This window comes from Bradyrhizobium sp. 63_E2_N1_3, assembly GCF_052076005.1.
In the GTDB taxonomy this organism is placed as follows: Bacteria; Pseudomonadota; Alphaproteobacteria; order Rhizobiales; family Xanthobacteraceae; genus Bradyrhizobium; species Bradyrhizobium barranii.
Genome location: NZ_CP197235.1, coordinates 1023837 through 1039840, shown reverse-complemented (window position 1 = coordinate 1039840; position 16004 = coordinate 1023837). Strand labels below are relative to the sequence as shown.

Genomic DNA, 16004 nt, shown 5'->3' with positions numbered 1-16004 from the left:
AGAGAAGCAATCCGCTACTTGGCTTTGGCCTGTATCGGCTTCGGTGCCGGCACGGCGGCCCATTCCTTGTCGGCGCGGGGGCCGTTGAGATCGCCGGTGAGGCCGACGAGCTGGCCGGGCAGCACGTCGAGGGTCTGCTGCCAGGTCTGGGTCTGGCACAGGAACTTGATCAGGCAACCCCTGAGCTTGAGGCGATCGGCGGAGTCGCGCCACAGCGAGACCGAATAGGATTTGCCGTCCTCGGCATTGTAGATCTCGCCGGCAAACTGTCCCTCCGGCGTCGCCTGCAAACCCATGATGAGCTGATGGCCGAGCAGCGCGCGGGCGCGTTTGTCGGGATCGGGATTCTCCTTGTCGCGATAGGGCTGGCCGCGCTTGTCGGCCGGTTCCTTCATCCAGACGATGAAGCCGCAGATGCGGTCGCGCGACGGCCCGCAGCGCTCGAGCCTGATGCGCGCGCGGCCGTCCTGGACGAGCCAGGTGCCGCTGGGGTCGGGCGGCGCCGCGGCGCCGGCGCGGCCGCCAAACACCATCATCAGGATCGTGATCGCAACGCGCAGCACGAAGCGAAGGACAATGTTCATCTGCGGCACCTTTCGTTGGATGGGTCGCGGCGTCAGTTCAATTGCGCCATCAGCGCGTCGGCGCCCTTGTCGAGGCCAGCGGTGGCGGCGGCGAGCGCGCCGGCGGTGGCCTTGATGTCGTAGGCAGCCGGGTATTGCTTGGTGACGTAGGCGGAGAGCAGGCGCGCGGCGGCGGCGTCGAAGATCTCGACGCCGTAGATGACCGAGCCGGTCATGGTGCCTTCGCCGTCGCGCGCGGCCTGCACGCCGTTGTAGACGGCGCCGGCGACGTCGAAGCGGGAGAGCGTGCCGAGCACCGGCGTGTTGGCGACGGCGCCGGTGAGTGTCAGCCTGATCCGCAGCGTCTCCGGCCCACGCTCGCGCACCAGCGCGAAGCGGCCGCGCAGACCCTCGGCGAAACGGTTCTGCATGTAGGCGGCAAGCGTCGCCTTGTCCTTGTCGGACATGTCGCCGAACTGGTGATCCCTGCCGCGATAGACCACGACCGGTTCGAGGATGACTTTGTTATAAGCGCGCCAGTCGACCGGCGTGGAATAGCGGTAGGGCACGCGGCCGGAGGCGTCCGACTTGTCCGGAGCCATGTAGGCTGAGGACGCCATCCCGGAATACGGCACGGGCGCGACGGTGGCGCAGCCCGCGACGGCTGCGCCGAGCAGCAGCGTTCCCAGACCGCGCAGGGCGATCGAGCGATTCATTCCAGACTCCTCTAGCGGCTTGCTGCCCAGGCAGTGGCGACCGCAGCCGCGTACGGGACCAGACGCGGCTGCGGCGCTCACCAGTGCCAACCCAAGGCTTCGTCCGGGGCCATCTCGGAAGCCTTGAGTCGTCTCAGTGTGTCGATTTATAAAACCGACTAGACGGTTTGTAAAGTTCAAAAACGCGGGCATGGCACATTTGGCCGCAGGCGCGGCTTTGGGCAGCGATCGGCGGGAAATCGTTAACGATGAATCAGGCGCGCTTGCGCGGCGTTGCGGCCTTTGCCGCCGAAGGCGCGCCGGATTTGGCGGTGCGCTTGGCGCCCGGCTGCGCGAGGCCGGTCCACTGCGCGTCGTCGAGCAGACGCGCGAACAGCCGCTGGTGCTCGTCCTTGCTGAGCGGTGACATGCCGAACAACGAGCTCAGCAGGAGTCCCATCGCGCCGGCCCAGCGCAGCATCGCGAGATCAGGATCAGTGGCCTCTTCCCTGATCGCCGCCATCCTCTCCATCTCGCGCTCGCGCGGCAGCGCCATCAGGCTCGGATTCTCGACCATGGCCGCAACCAGCGCCAGCGCGGCAGAATTCGGCGAGGTGGCCGCTTCGCGCACGGTCGCGAGCTGGGTCGCCAGATTGGGATTCGCGGAGGTCGCGCTCACCTTTGCCATGGTGCTGGTGGCGAACTCCTCGAAATGCGCCATCTGCCGGTCGAGCAACGCCTTCAGCACCGCTTCTTTGGTGCGGAACTGATGCATCACGCCGCCCTTGCTGAGTCCGCTCTCGCGCGCGATCGCATCCAGCGTCAGCCGGCCCGGCCCGGCGCGCGCGATGATCGCGATGGCCGCTTCGAGTGCGGCGTTACGGGATCGTTCGGAGCGGCTGGCATTGTCCATGGCCGACTTGTCTCCGTGACAAGACAATGAATCAAGTGAAAACAGGACGCGCTGTACATTTTTTGTGCGAACACTGTCGAGACTTTCATCTTGCGGCCCCGAATGAGACTGTGTGAGCCTCGATACCGGATGGGGACTGGGATGGGCCGGCCGGAGCTTTGCGCGCCATGACGTGCGAAGCGTTCTCGGCCGGTCTCGCTTGAGAAAGATACGACATGCCAAAACGAGTGTTGCTTGGTGCCCTCCTGGCTTGCGGCCTCACGGCCTCGGCGCTGGCGCAAGAGCCGAGGACGGGGGGCGTGATCAACGCCGTGATCCAGCCCGAGCCGCCCGGCCTGATGCTTGCGCAGGTCCAGAACGGCCCGACTCAAATGGTCTCGGGCAACATCTTCGAGGGCCTGCTGCGCTACAGCCCCAAGCTCGAGCCGCTGCCGGAGCTTGCCGAAAGCTGGAGCGTCAGCGAGGACGCCAAGACCTACACCTTCAAGCTCAAGAAGGGCGTGACCTGGCATGACGGCAAGCCCTTCACCGCCGCCGACGTCCTGTTCTCGATGGAGATGCTGAAGCAGACGCATGCGCGTGCCCGCACCAATCTGGCGCAGGTCGACAAGATCGAGACGCCGGACGACTATACGGTGGTGTTCACGCTGAAGCAGCCGTTCGGACCGTTCCTCGGCATCTTCGAGGTCGGCTCGATGCCGATGGTGCCGAAGCATCTCTATGAAGGCACCGACTGGAAGACCAACCCCTACAACAACGCGCCGGTCGGCACCGGCCCCTTCATGTTCAAGGAGTGGCAGAAGGGCTCGTTCATCCGCCTGGTCAAGAACCCGAACTACCACGAAAAGGGCAAGCCCTATCTCGACGAGATCTACTGGCAGATCATTCCCGACGCCGCCGCGCGCTCGGTGGCGTACGAGACCGGCAAGGTCGACGTGCTGCCCGGCGGCTCGGTCGAGAATTTCGACGTGCCGCGGCTGTCCAAGCTGAAGGACACCTGCGTCACCGGCGCCGGCTGGGAGTTCTTCTCGCCGCTCGCCTGGCTATGGCTCAACAACCGCCAGGGTCCGCTCGCCGACAAGCGGGTGCGGCAGGCGATCATGTTCGCGATCGACCGCGATTTCGCCAAGGACGTGATCTGGAACGGGCTCGGCAAGGTGGCGACAGGCCCGTCCGCCTCGACCATAAGGTTCTACACCGACGACGTGCCGAAATACCCTTACGATCCGGCCAAGGCCAAGGCGCTGCTGAAGGAAGCCGGCTACAAGGGCGAGAAGATCCGCCTGCTGCCGCTCGCCTATGGCGAAACCTGGCAGCGCTGGGGTGAAGCCGTGAAGCAGAACCTCCAGGACGTCGGCATGAACATCGAGACGATCGCCACCGACGTTGCCGGCGGCAACCAGAAGATCGGCGACTGGGACTACGACATCGCCTTCACCTATCTCTACCAGTATGGCGATCCCGCGCTCGGCGTCGGCCGCAATTATATCTCCAGCAACATCGCCAAGGGGCAGGTCTTCAACAACGTCGAGGGCTACTCCAACCCGGAGATCGACAAGCTGTTCGCCGACGGCGCGACCGCGACGCCGGACTCGAAGCGCAAGGAGATCTACGAGAAGGCGCAAAAAATCCTGGTCGAGGACGTGCCGGTGGCCTGGATGCTCGAACTGCAATTCCCGACCATCACCCGCTGCAAGGTCAAGAACCTGATCACCACGGGGATCGGCGTCAATGACGGCTTCAAGGACGCATGGCTGGACAAGTGATGACTGCCCTCTTCACCTCTCCCCGCTCGCGGGGAGAGGTCGAATGTGCGCATAGCGCACATTCGGGTGAGGGGGAGTCTCCGCGAGTCCAACTATCACCGTCCCCGCGGAGAGTCCCCCTCACCCCAACCCTCTCCCCGCATCCGCCTTCGTCGAGGCTTCGGCGGACAAGAGCGGGGCGAGGGAGCCCAGTGTCTCCGTGGCTCCAGGTCACGCTACAAGAGATGACTCTCTAATATGCTCTCCTTCGTCGCTCAGCGTATCGTGAAGGGCGTGATCGTCCTGCTCGCGATCGTCGTTCTCAATTTCTGCCTGATCCGGCTTGCGCCCGGCGACCCCGCGGTCGTGATGGCGGGCGAGGCCGGTGCCAGTGACCAGGTCTTCGTCAAGCAGCTCCGGGAAAAGTTCGGCCTCGACAAGCCGCTGCCCGAGCAGCTCTTCATCTACGTCAAGGGCGTCGTCACGCTCGACCTCGGCTTCTCCTTCCGCCAGCAGGCGCCGGTCGTGAAGCTGATCGGCGAGCGGCTGCCGGCGACGCTGCTGCTGACACTGACCGCATTCGCGATCTCGCTCATGCTCGGCGTTCTCTTCGGCACCTTCGCCGCGCGCTTTGCCGGAACCTTCCTCGACACGGCCATCACCGTGTTCGCGCTGATCTTCTACGCCATGCCGATCTTCTGGGTGGCGCTGATGGGAATCCTCCTGTTCTCGGTCACCATGGATTGGCTGCCGAGCTTCGGCTACGAGACCGTCGGCGCCAACCTCACCGGCATTGCCCACGCAGTCGACGTCGCAAAGCACCTGATCATGCCGGCGATGACGCTCGGCCTGTTCTTCATGGCGACCTATACCCGCATGACGCGCGCTTCGATGCTGGAGGTGAAGCGCCTCGACTTCGTCAAGACCGCGCGCGCCAAGGGCCTTTCCGATGCCGTGATCCAGCGTCGCCACGTGCTGCGCAACGCGCTGCTGCCGGTCGTGACGCTGGCCGGTGTGCATTCCGGCACGCTGATCGGCGGCGCCGTCATCACCGAGACCGTATTCGCCTGGCCCGGCATCGGGCGTCTGATGTACGACGCGCTGCTCCAGCGCGACTACAACCTCCTGCTCGGCGTCTTCGTGATCTGCTCCGCCATGGTGCTGATCTTCAACCTCATCACCGACCTCGTCTACCGCCTGGTCGACCCGCGCATCGAATTCGCTTCATGAAACAGTTCTGGAAATCGATGCTGAAGAGCCCGAGCGGCGTCGTCGGGCTCGTCATCCTTGTCCTTGCGATCTCGATCGCGGTGTTCGGGCCGATGCTGTTCCCGAATTCACCCTGGCGCATGGTGCAGCGGCCGTTCCTGCCGCCCTTCACGCTCTCGACCGTGCCACTCGGCACCGACGCGCTCGGCCGCGACGTGTTCGCCGGCATGATCTTTGGCGCGCGCGTCTCGCTGCTGGTGGGTCTCGTCTCAACGCTGGTCGCGCTGGTCGTCGGCGTTCCCATTGGCGCCATGGCCGGCTATTTCGGCGGCAAGGTCGACGACGCCCTGATGCGCTTCACCGAGTTCTTCCAGACCATTCCGAGCTTTGCGCTCGCGATCGTGCTGGTCGCGATCCTCCAGCCCTCGATCTATTCGATCGTGGCCTCGATCGCGGTGGTGAGCTGGCCGCCGGTCGCCCGCCTCGTGCGCGGCGAGGTGCTGTCGCTGCGCACGCGCGAATATGTCCAGGCCGCGGTGGTCACGGGCCAGAGCAACACCTGGATCATCCTGCGCGAGATCCTGCCCAACGCGCTGTCGCCGGTGATCGTGCTGGCCTCGCTGATGGTGGCGACCGCCATCCTGCTGGAATCCTCGCTGGCGTTCCTCGGGCTCGGCGATCCCAATCTGATTTCCTGGGGCTACATGGTCGGCGCCGGCCGCACCGTGATCCGCCAGGCCTGGTGGATCACCGTGTTTCCCGGCGTCGCCATTCTGATCTCGGTGCTCGGGCTGAACCTGATCGGCGAAGGCCTCAACGACGCGCTCAATCCGCGCCTGTCGCGGGAGGGCCACTGATGATGACCGCCCCGCCCGCCGTCTCGATCAAGAATCTGCGGATCGCGCTGCCCAAGGGCGCCGAGCGTCCGTTCGCGGTCGACGGCGTTTCGCTGGATTTGCGGCCCGGCAAGATCGTCTGCGTCGTCGGCGAATCCGGCTCCGGCAAGTCGATGTGCGCGCATGCGCTGATGGGCCTTCTGCCTGATACGGTCACCGTCACCTCCGGCGAGATCCAGTTCGAAGGCCGCGACCTGCTCAAGCTCGACGACGACGGCTGGCGCGATCTGCGCGGCCGCCGCCTCGCGATGATTTTTCAGGAGCCGATGACCGCGCTCAATCCGTTGATGCGGATCGGCGACCAGATGGCGGAGATGTTCGAGGCCCACGGCCTGCTGACGCCGAAGGAGCGGCGCGCCAAGGCCCTATCGCTGGCGCGCGAGGTCGGCCTGCCCGACCCCGAGCGCATTGTCCGCGCCTATCCGCACCAACTCTCCGGCGGCCAGCGCCAGCGCGCCATGATCGCGATGGCGCTCGCGCTCGAGCCCGCAGTGCTGGTCGCGGACGAGCCCACCACCGCGCTCGACGTCACCACGCAGGCGCAGATCCTGAAACTGATCCGCAACCTCCAGCGCAACCGCAACATGGCGGTGATGTTCATCACCCATGATTTCGGCGTGGTCGCCGACATCGCCGACCAGGTCGTGGTGCTCAGGCATGGCAAGGTCGTCGAGGAAGGCCCCGCTAGCTCCGTCTTCAACAATCCGCAGCATGACTACACCAAGGCGCTGCTCGCCGCCGTGCCGTCGATGGACCCGCCGGCGCGCGAGCCGCTCGATGACCAGGCCAGGGCCGTCGAGGTGATCGGGCTGGACAAGACCTACGTCACATCAGGCGGTTGGTTTCGCGACGACCGCCGCGTCGATGCCGCGCGCGAAGTCAACTTCAACATCCTCAAGGGCGAGACGCTCGGCCTCGTCGGCGAATCCGGCTCCGGCAAATCGTCGGTAGCGCGTCTGGTGATGCGACTGATCGAAGCCGACCGCGGCACGGTGCGGATCGGCGAGACCGATCTCACCTCGCTGTCGGGCAAGGCGCTCCGCGCCGAGCGCCATCGCATCCAGATGATCTTTCAGGATCCGTTCGCCTCGCTCAATCCGCGCCGCAAGGTCGGGCACATCATCGCCGACGGTCCGATCGCAGCCGGCATCGATCCGAAAGTGGCGTTCGACCGCGCCCGCGATCTCCTCAAGATGGTCGGACTGGACGCCGGCGCGCTCGACCGCTACCCGCATGAATTCTCCGGCGGCCAGCGTCAGCGCATCGGCATTGCGCGCGCGCTCGCGCTCGAACCCGAGATCATCGTCGCCGACGAAGCCGTCTCCGCGCTCGACGTCTCCGTGCAGGCGCAGGTGTTGCGACTGCTCGAAGACCTCAAGGCGCGCCTTGGCCTCTCGATGCTGTTCATCACCCACGATCTGCGCGTCGCGGCGCAAATCTGCGACCGCATCGCGGTGATGCAGCGCGGCGCCATCGTCGAATTGAAGCCGACCGCACAACTGTTCGCCGCGCCGGAGCACGCCTATACGCGCGAACTGCTGGCGGCGGTGCCCGGGCGGAAAGAGCCCGCGCCGGCGGCGTGAGTCGGCCGATCGCGGTTGCTACTTGCCCGGAGGGTTGGTGTTCTTCCAGGTGGGGACTGAGTTGGTCACGCCGACCGATGGTTGATTAGACGTTCCGACCGACGGCGCCGTGACGGTCCCGACGGTCTGTCCGGAGCTTCCATAGGTCGTGCCTTGCGTTGCTGGCGCTCCGGAAAGACCGCCCGTGTTGCCTTGGGTGCCCGCCGCAGACGTCTGCGCGCCTGCAGCGAATGGCGATGCCGCAAATCCGACCGCGATAAGTACCGCAATCGAGCGTCTCGTTCCTGTCATGGCTAATCCTTTCGGGCGCGGTGTCTCAGTCGCGTCGGCCGTTCGCTCGTCGAACCACTCGTGCACTGAGCAATCTTACAACTCCACGCGCGTGAAAATGTGCCGCAATACGATCACACTGCAGGGCCTGGCGCTCCATCACGATAGCGCGACGAGCAGCTCCAGCCGAACAGGGGCGCACGGGCGCACTCCCGGCGCATTGGCTCGCCGCCGCACGGAGGATGCTCGCATGTCGTGCCTTGCTTGCAGCGGTCCCGGGACGCAAGCAGCGCGCGCCGGCAACGTCAGGCCAGCGCATCAGCCAAGGTATTCCGCTCCTCTTCGGGCGACGGAACACTCACGGGCTTTTTATCCCTCGTGACCGGCCGCACAGATGCGAAACAGAGGCCGACACCCCAGATTCGCATGGAATGATTTCCATCATCTGATGATGGACTTCCGATCCATTGGAGCCGATATGGGCCAGGTTATTCAGTTTATCTCGAAATCCGAGCGCGAGCGCGTTCGCCTCATTCAGGAGGCACGCGCGATCTACGACAGCATTTTTCCGCCGGCTGATCCGAGCGGCGAGCCGCAGGGCAAGGCGACGATCGGTCGCGCGGCCAACGGCGACGCAGGAAATCTGGCGTGATCAAGATCATCGCTGTGCTCTGCAGCCTCTCCTCTCCGGCAAATTGTCACGAGCAGATCGTCACCACCTCGGACTTCGCCAACGTCTCGATGCAGTCCTGCCTGATGGGCGCGCCGCAGCTCGCCGAATGGATGAACCAGCATCCGGCCGAACGCCTGGCTGGATGGCGCTGCGTGTTCGGTCAACAGACCGGCAGGGGCGCCTGAGGCCACAGGCCGTCTGGTCGAGGACGGCGCCATCCAGTTGAACCGTGACGAGCATGCATCGCCAGGCTAGAATGGCGACGCTGCTTGGCAGAGGGGGACGCCGGATGGAGGTCGCCAGCCTCGTTCTTCCCGTGTTCGCAATCATCGTCACCGGCTGGCTTGCCGGCGAACTCGGTTATCTCTCCCGCTCGCTTGCGGACGCGCTGGTGCATTTTGCCTACAACGTGGCGATGCCGGCGCTGCTGATCGTCACGATCGCCCAGGAGCCGGCGCGCAACCTGCTGGAATGGCGCTTCCTGCTCGCGTTCGGCGGCGGCTCCCTCCTCTGCTTCGCGCTGGTCTTCCTGGCGGTCCGTGCGGACGGCAAGCACGACCTCGCCAGCAGCACGATCCATGGCATGGCGGCGGCCATGACCAATACCGGCTTCGTGGCGCTCCCGATCCTGCACGCGATCTACGGCCAGCCCGCCGTCTTGCCCGCCGCGGTGGCGACGGTGTTCGTCGCCGGCGTGATGTTTCCGCTCACGGTCATCCTGCTGGAAAGGGACGTGCGCAGCCCTGCCCATTCCGCCGGGCTGGTGAAGCAGATCCTGCTCAATCCGATGGTGCTGTCGACGCTGATCGGTCTCGTCTGGGCGATCACGGGCTTGCCGATTCCGGCGCCCGTCGCGGCCTATCTGAACATCATTGCCGCCGCGCTCACGCCCTGCGCACTGTTTGCCATCGGGCTTGGCCTGTCGGTCGACGGCCTGCGATCCAACCTGAAAGCATCGTTCGCGCTCGCGACCGTGAAGCTGGTGGTGATGCCGCTGATCGTCTACGGACTTTGCGTGGTCACTGGCCTCAACCCGCTCTACACGGTCGCCGCCGTCATATGCGCGGCCGTGCCGACGGCGAAGACCGTCTATGTGCTGGCGCACGAGCACAAGGTCGAGGAGAAGCTGGTCGCGGCCACCGTCTCGGTCACGACGATGCTGTCGGTCGCGACATTGCTGGTCGCGCTCTACCTGCTCTCAGGCCTCGCGCCGGGTGTGCGTTGACAGTCGCCGGCGCGCCTGGCGGCGTGTTCTCTATCTCGTGGTGTTGCTCCAGGTCGGCACCGAATTGGTCACGCCGACCGACGGCCAATTGTACGATCCGATCGAGGGCGCCGTGACTGTCCCGACCGTCTGTCCGGACGACCCGTAAGAGGTCCTGGGCTGCGCGACCGGCAATGCGGCGGCGCCATAGGTCGGGGCCACCACGCTCGTGCTGTAGTGATGCCGGCTCGGCCGGGCCTTCTTCGCTTCGGCTGCAAAAGGCGCGGCAAGCAGTCCGACAGTGATGAGTGCGGCAATGGCGGGTTTGATGCTTGTCATGGCGGTTCCCTTCATTGGCTGCGAGCCCATTGTGCCATGTGTTCATTCAACGCGGAATTTCCATGGGTACCCGTTCATAACTTCGTGCACGCCCGAATGTGCCTGACCCGGACACCGCTGCCGTGGTCATCGTCGCTTCGGACGACATGCCTTGCGGCCATGTCGCTCCTTGACTGTCGCGACGGAGTGCATCAGCGCCTTGAAGGCGACGATCGCCGGATCGTCAGCGAGCGCGTGGTCGGGCCGCGACTCCAGATGCTCGACCACGGCCAGCAGCGCGTCCGCGATCTGTCCGATCTGCTTGCCGTAACCGGCGACATCCGACAGCACGTCCTTCTCGACATCTGGCGCCGAGGATTGCCCCACCGTGATGTTGACGAGACCGAACTGGCCGCCGGTGGGACTGAAGAACGACGGATAAATGGACTGGACGACATCCCCCGACAGGGGCAGCTTGAACACAGGCATGCGATTTCGCCTCGCTGACGCTCGACCGGCATGGACACACTATCACGACCACTCGCCTTCGGATGGACCCGAATCAGCGCTAGTGCATTGCCTTCAGTGACTTCCCTGGACGCAAGCAGCATGACCGGCCCCGAACTGAAGCAGCTCCGCAACGACCTTTCCGATGCCCTCGAGCGCAAGCTCACCGCGGCCGACATGGCCAAGCTTTGCGGACTGCCGGAGAAGGGCGGCGCCGACACCATCCGGCGCTGGGAAGTGAGCGGGCCGACGCCGTCCGCAACCAAGGTGCTGCGCGTGCTGGCGATGGCGAGCGAGCGCTATCCGATCATGGAGAAGTTCGACGTCTTCGATCGCCACGACGTCCGCGAGGAAGACCGGCCTGCAAGGCGCGCGGCCTTCCGCGCGCAGATGCGCGATGAGGTACGGCGGCGGCTTGGTTAACGAGAGACGTGCGCAAGTTACCCGAGACGTGCGACGTTAAGCCTTCCTTCACCACTTCTTAAGCCGCCATTAAGCACGAAAATCATTTACAGCCCAATAAGTTAGGTTGGCTGTCGCTGTGCCACGGATGTGACAGCATTTTCGTCAAAAGCGAGCTATCTGCAAAACCAACGACGGCGCGGACAGCGCGTCTGCCGGGGTGCTGGAGTTCAAGACGATGAAGAAGATTTTGTTTGCGACCGTTGGGCTGCTCGTGGTGGGCGCTGCCGCGCCGGCCGTCGGCGCCGATCTCGGCAACCGCAACTATTACAAGGCGCCTGCGCCGGCCTATGCCGCGCCGATCTACAACTGGACGGGCTTCTATGTCGGCGGCCATGTCGGCGGCGCGTTCTCCAGCGACAACAATTTCAACGGCCTCTCCACCGGCAACAACGGCAACGGCCGTTTCCTCGGCGGCGTGCAGGTCGGTGCTGACTGGCAGTTCAACCCGAACTTCCTGGTCGGCGTCGAAGGCCAGTATTCCTGGCTCTCCGGCAGCGTCGGTGCGGCGTTCCCGGGCGGCGTCGCCTACAGCAACGACCAGCGTGGCCTCGGCTCGATCACCGGCCGCGTCGGCTACACCTGGGGTCCGGGCCTGCTCTACGTGAAGGGCGGCTACGCCTATTCGGACAACAACGAGAAGGTGACGATTGGCGGCGTGCCGACCGGCTTCATCATCGATGGCGATCACCGCAACGGCTACACCGTCGGCGCCGGCCTCGAATACATGTTCGCCCCGAACTGGTCGGCCAAGGCCGAGTACCAGTACTACAATTTCGGCGACGCACACTTCACCGCGGGCCCGCTGGTGGGCACCGGCAACTTCACGACCGACGACCACACCTTCAAGGCGGGCGTCAACTACCGCTTCAACTGGGCCAATTCGGCGGTCGCGCGCTACTGATCGCGCCTCAAAAATCTCTTCGCAATCAAGGGCCGGCAATTCTGCCGGCCCTTTCTTTTTTCGCTGTGCGGAACAGGCGCAACCGATTGTGCAACTTGCGATTTTTTAACCCGACCCAGGGATACTCCGCGGCGAAAATATAAAGATCACGCGTGGGGGAATTTCGATGGCGATCCGTCTGGGTGCTGGCCGTGTCCTTGGCCGTCTCAAGCCTCGTTTCAAGATGCCAAGGTGGGGCGTGCGCGGCAGCCTGTTCGCCGCCTTCGCATTGATCGCCGGCATGGGCCTCGTCATCGCAGCCGGCGCCGGCTTCGTGTTCAATCACCTCGGCGCGACCATGATGGATCTGAGCGGCCGCGACATCCCGCGCCTCTCCGCCAGCCTGCAGCTTGCCTCGCAAAGCGCGACGCTCGCGGCGCAAGGCCCGGGCCTGCTGGCATCGCCCTCCGACGAGGCGCTGAAGGAACGCACCAAGAGCGTGAAGGACATCCAGCAGCTCGCCATGGCCAAGCTCGGCGAGATCATCGAGCTCGGCGCCGACAAGCAGATCGCAACCGCGCTGCGCGACACCGCCAAGAGCATCGACGAGGCGACCCAGAGCCTGGTGTCGGCCGCGCGCGAGCGGCTCGAGACCGGCGCGCTGCATGACAAGCAGTATGAGGCGCTGCGCAACGCGCAGCTCACCTTCGTCGGCGCGGCCGGTCCTGCGATGCTGGACGCACAGACACGCTTGAACGCGATCCTCGGCGCGGCGGAAGTTTCCGCCGATGATGCGACTGAGGCCGCCCGCACCGTCTCCCAGGTCGCGACAATCTCCGCCAACGGCAATCTCATGGCCGCCGACATGATGGCGGCGCTGTCGGCCAACAATAGCGACACGCTGGAAGCGATCGAGAAGGAGTTCAAGGCGACGCGCGACCGCGTCAAGTCGAACCTCGAGGATCTCCCGAACATGCCCTCGATGCAGACGGTGCGCGACGCCGTGCAGAAGCTGTTCGCCTTCGGCGAGGGCAAGACCGGCGTGTTCAAGATCCGCCAGAAGGAGCTCGACGCCATCGACTACGGCCAGACCATTCTGGACGAGACCCGCAAGCTCAATGTCGGTCTCGGCATCAGCGTGCAGCAGCTCGTCGACGGCGTGCAGAAGGAGACCAACGCGTCGACCTTCCAGGCGCGCCAGGAGATCTCGCTCGCCACCACCGCGATGCTGGCGCTGGGCGCGCTGATGCTGGTCGGCTCGGCGCTGTTCGTCTGGCTCTATGTCGGCCGCAACATCCTGCGGCGGATCGGCGCGCTGCATCAGTCGATGCAGCTGCTCGCGAACGGCGACCTCGAGACCGAGATCTACCGCTCGAAGCACCACAATGACGAAATCTCGGTGATGGCGAACACGCTGCAGGTGTTCCGCGAGAGCATGATCGAGGCCCGCGCGATGTCGAGCGAGCAGGACAAGGACCGTGTCGCCAAGGCCGAGCGTGCCGCGCGCATGGAAGCGAAGATCGCCGAGTTCGAGGGCGCGGTACGCAACGCGCTCGACAATCTCGCGCAGTCGGCCAATTCGATGCAGTCCACCGCGCAGAGCATGTCGAACACCGCCGACCAGTCCAACGCACTGGTGAACGCGGTTGCCTCCGCCGCGGAGGAAACCTCGGTCAACGTGCAGACCGTGTCATCAGGCACCGAGCAGCTGTCGTCCTCGATCGAGGAGATCAGCAAGCAGGTCGTCACCTCGGCCGCGATCGCCAGGAAGGCGGTCGACGAGGCCGGCGCCACCGACACCACGGTGCAGAGCCTTGCCGACAGTGCGAGCCGCATCAGCGTCGTGGTCGACCTGATCCAGACGATTGCGTCTCAGACCAACCTGCTCGCGCTCAACGCCACCATCGAGGCGGCGCGCGCGGGCGAAGCCGGCCGCGGCTTCGCAGTGGTCGCCTCCGAGGTGAAGAGCCTCGCGAGCCAGACCGCCAAGGCGACGGAAGAGATCCGCACCCAGATCGCCAGCATGCAACAAGTCACCACCTCGGCGGTCGGCGCCATCCAGGGCATCGGCCGGATCATCGGCGAGATCAACGACGTGACGACGACGATCGCCGCCGCGGTCGAGGAACAGGGCGCAGCCACCCGCGAAATCGCCCGCAACATCCAGCATGCCGCCGGCGGCACCAGCGAGGTCTCGAGCAACATCATCGGCGTCTCCACGGCGTCCGCGGAAGCCGGCGCGGCGGCGAGCCAAGTGCTTGGCGCCTCCGACGCGCTCCGCCGCGAAGCCGACATGCTGCGCGGAGAGATCGACGCGTTCCTCAACAACATGCGGGCGGCGTAAGCCGCCGGCCCGTAGCCCGGATGGCGCGCGGCGTAATCCGGGTTACGGAAAACTGCTGGTATGACCGCCATGCGGAGACCACGGCCCGGCCTTTTTCGGCTGGCGCCCCGCGCCCGGCGGGTTTAAGCCGGTAGCATGAACCCGAAAACCGACACCGTGCAGTCCTCGGCCGAGGCCCTGCGCTATCCCTGGGAACAGCATCCCGGCCCCGAAGAGATCGTCGAGGTGCGTCCCGGCGTGTTGTGGGCGCGGCTGAAACTGCCGTTCCGCCTCAACCACGTGAACATCTACCTGCTCGCCGACGGCGACGGCTATGCCATGATCGATGCCGGCTTCGGCAACGAGGAGACGATCGAGGCCTGGACCAGACTGTTCGAGGGGCCGCTGAAGGGCGTCAACATCACGCGCCTGATCGTCACGCATTCGCACCCCGATCACGTCGGCCTCGCGGGCTGGATCGTCGAGCGGTTCAACTGCCCGCTGGTGATGACGCAGGTCGAATATCTGCAATCGGTCTACCACCAGAACCGCGGCACCGAGGAGCGGCGCGAAGCCCAGCGGCTGTTCTTCCGCCGCCACGGCATGGACGAGTCGCTCACCGAAAAGCTGCTCGGCCGCGGCCAGGATTATCTCAAGCGCGTCTCGGTGCTGCCGCCGTCCTACCGCCGCATCTCGCATGGCGACGAGGTCGTGATCGGCACGCGCCGCTTCAAGGTGATCACCGGCGGCGGGCACGCGCTCGACCAGGCGATGCTGTATTGCGCCGACGACAAGCTGTTCCTCTCCGCCGACCAGGTGCTGAGCAAGATCTCGCCCAATGTCAGCGTCTGGGCGGTCGAGCCCGACCAGAACTCGCTCGGCGAATATCTGGCCTCGCTCGCGAGCCTCACCACCACCCTGCCCTACGATCTGCTGGTGCTGCCCGGCCACGGCGTGCCGTTCTATGGTCTGAAGACCCGCATCAAGCAGCTCGCCGATCACCACGAGGAGCGCTGCCGCCTGATCGCGGAAGCCTGCAGCGAGGTGCCGCAGACCTCGCGCGCCCTGGTGCCTGTCGTGTTCAACAAGCACGTGCTTGACGAGCACCAGATGGGCTTTGCCGCCGGCGAACTCGTTGCGCACGTCAATTACATGATCGTCGAGGGCCGGCTGACGGCGGAGACGAAAGACGGCGTGCTCCAGTTCCGGACGACGTGAGCCACGGCGTCATGGCCGGGCTTGTCCCGGCCATCCACGTTCTTTCGAGAAGAAACGAGTTCGCGGATGCCCGGGACAAGCCCGGGCATGACGAGTTTGTGGAAGCGGCTCACTTCATATTTGCGATCGCGTGCATCGCCGCGACGTAGCCGAACGGGCCGAGCCCGCAGATCACACCGGTTGCCACGAACGAGATCTTCGAATGCCGGTGATATTCGTCGCGGGCATGGATGTTGGAGATGTGGACCTCCAGCACCGGGCCTTCGAATGTCTTGATCGCGTCCATGATCGAGACCGAGGTGAAGGAAAGACCGGCCGGATTGATGACGATCGCATCGGCATCCTGCCGCGCCGACTGGATCAGATCGACCAGCACGCCTTCATGGTTGGACTGGTGGAAGGCGAGCTTGAGCCCGAGCTTGGCAGCCGCTTCCTCGCAGCTTGCGTTGACCTGGTCGAGCGTGGTCGTGCCGTAGATGTGCGGCTCGCGGATGCCGAGCATGTTGAGGTTGGGACCGTTGAGGATCATCACGCGCTTCATG

The 16004-nt window shown here is 65.1% G+C and carries 18 protein-coding genes; 11 read left to right on the top strand and 7 right to left on the bottom strand.

The genetic code is table 11. The features are described from left to right. Positions 1 to 14: 14 nt before the first annotated feature. The 3 genes from AB7531_RS04800 to AB7531_RS04790 all read right to left on the bottom strand — a co-directional run bounded on the left by AB7531_RS04800 (position 15) and on the right by AB7531_RS04790 (position 2171). Positions 15 to 584, bottom strand: a complete 570-nt coding sequence (locus AB7531_RS04800) for a DUF2147 domain-containing protein (RefSeq protein ID WP_063986058.1) — start codon at positions 582 to 584, stop codon at positions 15 to 17. Positions 585 to 616: 32 nt separating this feature from the next. Continuing rightward, complete coding sequence (locus AB7531_RS04795) at positions 617 to 1279, bottom strand: DUF3313 domain-containing protein (protein WP_063980798.1); 663 nt, start codon at positions 1277 to 1279, stop codon at positions 617 to 619. 253 nt (positions 1280 to 1532) lie between these two features. Beyond that, positions 1533 to 2171 carry a TetR/AcrR family transcriptional regulator gene (locus tag AB7531_RS04790; RefSeq protein WP_063980797.1) on the bottom strand — a complete coding sequence of 213 codons (639 nt, stop codon included), beginning with the start codon at positions 2169 to 2171 and terminating at the stop codon, positions 1533 to 1535. A 215-nt stretch (positions 2172 to 2386) separates the two neighbouring features. On the opposite strand from AB7531_RS04790, the gene AB7531_RS04785 reads away from it, so the two are divergent. The 4 genes from AB7531_RS04785 to AB7531_RS04770 all read left to right on the top strand — a co-directional run bounded on the left by AB7531_RS04785 (position 2387) and on the right by AB7531_RS04770 (position 7604). Further along, positions 2387 to 3937 (top strand): ABC transporter substrate-binding protein, encoded by a 1551-nt coding sequence (locus AB7531_RS04785; RefSeq protein WP_063980796.1) that lies wholly within the window; start codon positions 2387 to 2389, stop codon positions 3935 to 3937. Between the two features lie 237 nt (positions 3938 to 4174). Continuing rightward, complete coding sequence (locus tag AB7531_RS04780) at positions 4175 to 5146, top strand: ABC transporter permease (RefSeq protein ID WP_063980795.1); 972 nt, start codon at positions 4175 to 4177, stop codon at positions 5144 to 5146. Continuing rightward, positions 5143 to 5982 (top strand): ABC transporter permease, encoded by an 840-nt coding sequence (locus tag AB7531_RS04775; protein ID WP_063980794.1) that lies wholly within the window; start codon positions 5143 to 5145, stop codon positions 5980 to 5982. Before AB7531_RS04780 ends, AB7531_RS04775 begins: the two co-directional genes overlap by 4 nt. A gap of 2 nt (positions 5983 to 5984) precedes the next feature. After that, complete coding sequence (locus tag AB7531_RS04770) at positions 5985 to 7604, top strand: ABC transporter ATP-binding protein (protein ID WP_063986057.1); 1620 nt, start codon at positions 5985 to 5987, stop codon at positions 7602 to 7604. An 18-nt stretch (positions 7605 to 7622) separates the two neighbouring features. Here AB7531_RS04770 and AB7531_RS04765 read toward each other — a convergent pair whose 3' ends face one another. Next, a complete protein-coding gene (locus tag AB7531_RS04765; protein WP_084794951.1) occupies positions 7623 to 7895 on the bottom strand; it encodes a hypothetical protein in 273 nt (90 codons plus the stop codon). Between the two features lie 457 nt (positions 7896 to 8352). Between AB7531_RS04765 and AB7531_RS04760 the strand changes: the two genes are divergently transcribed. The 3 genes from AB7531_RS04760 to AB7531_RS04750 all read left to right on the top strand — a co-directional run bounded on the left by AB7531_RS04760 (position 8353) and on the right by AB7531_RS04750 (position 9772). Continuing rightward, entirely contained in the window at positions 8353 to 8526 is a 174-nt protein-coding gene (locus AB7531_RS04760; RefSeq protein ID WP_187387912.1) for a hypothetical protein, read from the top strand. Next, the gene (locus AB7531_RS04755) at positions 8523 to 8732 is read left to right on the top strand and encodes a hypothetical protein (protein WP_028148688.1); all 210 of its coding nucleotides are present in this window, start codon (positions 8523 to 8525) and stop codon (positions 8730 to 8732) included. Before AB7531_RS04760 ends, AB7531_RS04755 begins: the two co-directional genes overlap by 4 nt. 104 nt (positions 8733 to 8836) lie before the next feature. Then, positions 8837 to 9772 (top strand): AEC family transporter, encoded by a 936-nt coding sequence (locus AB7531_RS04750; protein ID WP_063980792.1) that lies wholly within the window; start codon positions 8837 to 8839, stop codon positions 9770 to 9772. Positions 9773 to 9802: 30 nt separating this feature from the next. Here the strand turns inward: AB7531_RS04750 and AB7531_RS04745 are convergent, their stop codons facing one another. Next, positions 9803 to 10090, bottom strand: coding sequence for a hypothetical protein (locus AB7531_RS04745; RefSeq protein WP_063986056.1), 288 nt, complete (start codon positions 10088 to 10090; stop codon positions 9803 to 9805). Between the two features lie 126 nt (positions 10091 to 10216). Continuing rightward, entirely contained in the window at positions 10217 to 10558 is a 342-nt protein-coding gene (locus AB7531_RS04740; RefSeq protein WP_063980791.1) for a hypothetical protein, read from the bottom strand. 120 nt (positions 10559 to 10678) lie between these two features. Between AB7531_RS04740 and AB7531_RS04735 the strand changes: the two genes are divergently transcribed. From AB7531_RS04735 to AB7531_RS04720, 4 genes are all read left to right on the top strand, one after another. Next, positions 10679 to 10999, top strand: coding sequence for a hypothetical protein (locus AB7531_RS04735; protein ID WP_063980790.1), 321 nt, complete (start codon positions 10679 to 10681; stop codon positions 10997 to 10999). A 217-nt stretch (positions 11000 to 11216) separates the two neighbouring features. Beyond that, positions 11217 to 11942, top strand: a complete 726-nt coding sequence (locus AB7531_RS04730) for an outer membrane protein (RefSeq protein ID WP_063986055.1) — start codon at positions 11217 to 11219, stop codon at positions 11940 to 11942. A gap of 166 nt (positions 11943 to 12108) precedes the next feature. Then, complete coding sequence (locus tag AB7531_RS04725; protein WP_063980789.1) at positions 12109 to 14265, top strand: methyl-accepting chemotaxis protein; 2157 nt, start codon at positions 12109 to 12111, stop codon at positions 14263 to 14265. A 135-nt stretch (positions 14266 to 14400) separates the two neighbouring features. Continuing rightward, positions 14401 to 15462, top strand: a complete 1062-nt coding sequence (locus AB7531_RS04720) for an MBL fold metallo-hydrolase (protein WP_231143827.1) — start codon at positions 14401 to 14403, stop codon at positions 15460 to 15462. A 109-nt stretch (positions 15463 to 15571) separates the two neighbouring features. Here the strand turns inward: AB7531_RS04720 and aroQ are convergent, their stop codons facing one another. After that, positions 15572 to 16003 carry a type II 3-dehydroquinate dehydratase gene (gene aroQ, locus AB7531_RS04715; RefSeq protein ID WP_063980787.1) on the bottom strand — a complete coding sequence of 144 codons (432 nt, stop codon included), beginning with the start codon at positions 16001 to 16003 and terminating at the stop codon, positions 15572 to 15574. Position 16004: the final 1 nt, after the last annotated feature.

Coding starts and splice junctions, on each gene's coding strand:
- AB7531_RS04730 (WP_063986055.1), top strand. CDS start 11,217: ATGAAGAAGATTTTGTTTGCGACCGTTGGGCTGCTCGTGGTGGGCGCT.
- AB7531_RS04795 (WP_063980798.1), bottom strand. CDS start 1,279: ATGAATCGCTCGATCGCCCTGCGCGGTCTGGGAACGCTGCTGCTCGGC.
- AB7531_RS04740 (WP_063980791.1), bottom strand. CDS start 10,558: ATGCCTGTGTTCAAGCTGCCCCTGTCGGGGGATGTCGTCCAGTCCATT.
- AB7531_RS04780 (WP_063980795.1), top strand. CDS start 4,175: ATGCTCTCCTTCGTCGCTCAGCGTATCGTGAAGGGCGTGATCGTCCTG.
- AB7531_RS04765 (WP_084794951.1), bottom strand. CDS start 7,895: ATGACAGGAACGAGACGCTCGATTGCGGTACTTATCGCGGTCGGATTT.
- AB7531_RS04775 (WP_063980794.1), top strand. CDS start 5,143: ATGAAACAGTTCTGGAAATCGATGCTGAAGAGCCCGAGCGGCGTCGTC.
- AB7531_RS04735 (WP_063980790.1), top strand. CDS start 10,679: ATGACCGGCCCCGAACTGAAGCAGCTCCGCAACGACCTTTCCGATGCC.
- AB7531_RS04720 (WP_231143827.1), top strand. CDS start 14,401: ATGAACCCGAAAACCGACACCGTGCAGTCCTCGGCCGAGGCCCTGCGC.
- AB7531_RS04800 (WP_063986058.1), bottom strand. CDS start 584: ATGAACATTGTCCTTCGCTTCGTGCTGCGCGTTGCGATCACGATCCTG.
- AB7531_RS04760 (WP_187387912.1), top strand. CDS start 8,353: ATGGGCCAGGTTATTCAGTTTATCTCGAAATCCGAGCGCGAGCGCGTT.
- AB7531_RS04725 (WP_063980789.1), top strand. CDS start 12,109: ATGGCGATCCGTCTGGGTGCTGGCCGTGTCCTTGGCCGTCTCAAGCCT.
- AB7531_RS04745 (WP_063986056.1), bottom strand. CDS start 10,090: ATGACAAGCATCAAACCCGCCATTGCCGCACTCATCACTGTCGGACTG.
- AB7531_RS04790 (WP_063980797.1), bottom strand. CDS start 2,171: ATGGACAATGCCAGCCGCTCCGAACGATCCCGTAACGCCGCACTCGAA.
- aroQ (WP_063980787.1), bottom strand. CDS start 16,003: ATGAAGCGCGTGATGATCCTCAACGGTCCCAACCTCAACATGCTCGGC.
- AB7531_RS04785 (WP_063980796.1), top strand. CDS start 2,387: ATGCCAAAACGAGTGTTGCTTGGTGCCCTCCTGGCTTGCGGCCTCACG.
- AB7531_RS04750 (WP_063980792.1), top strand. CDS start 8,837: ATGGAGGTCGCCAGCCTCGTTCTTCCCGTGTTCGCAATCATCGTCACC.
- AB7531_RS04770 (WP_063986057.1), top strand. CDS start 5,985: ATGACCGCCCCGCCCGCCGTCTCGATCAAGAATCTGCGGATCGCGCTG.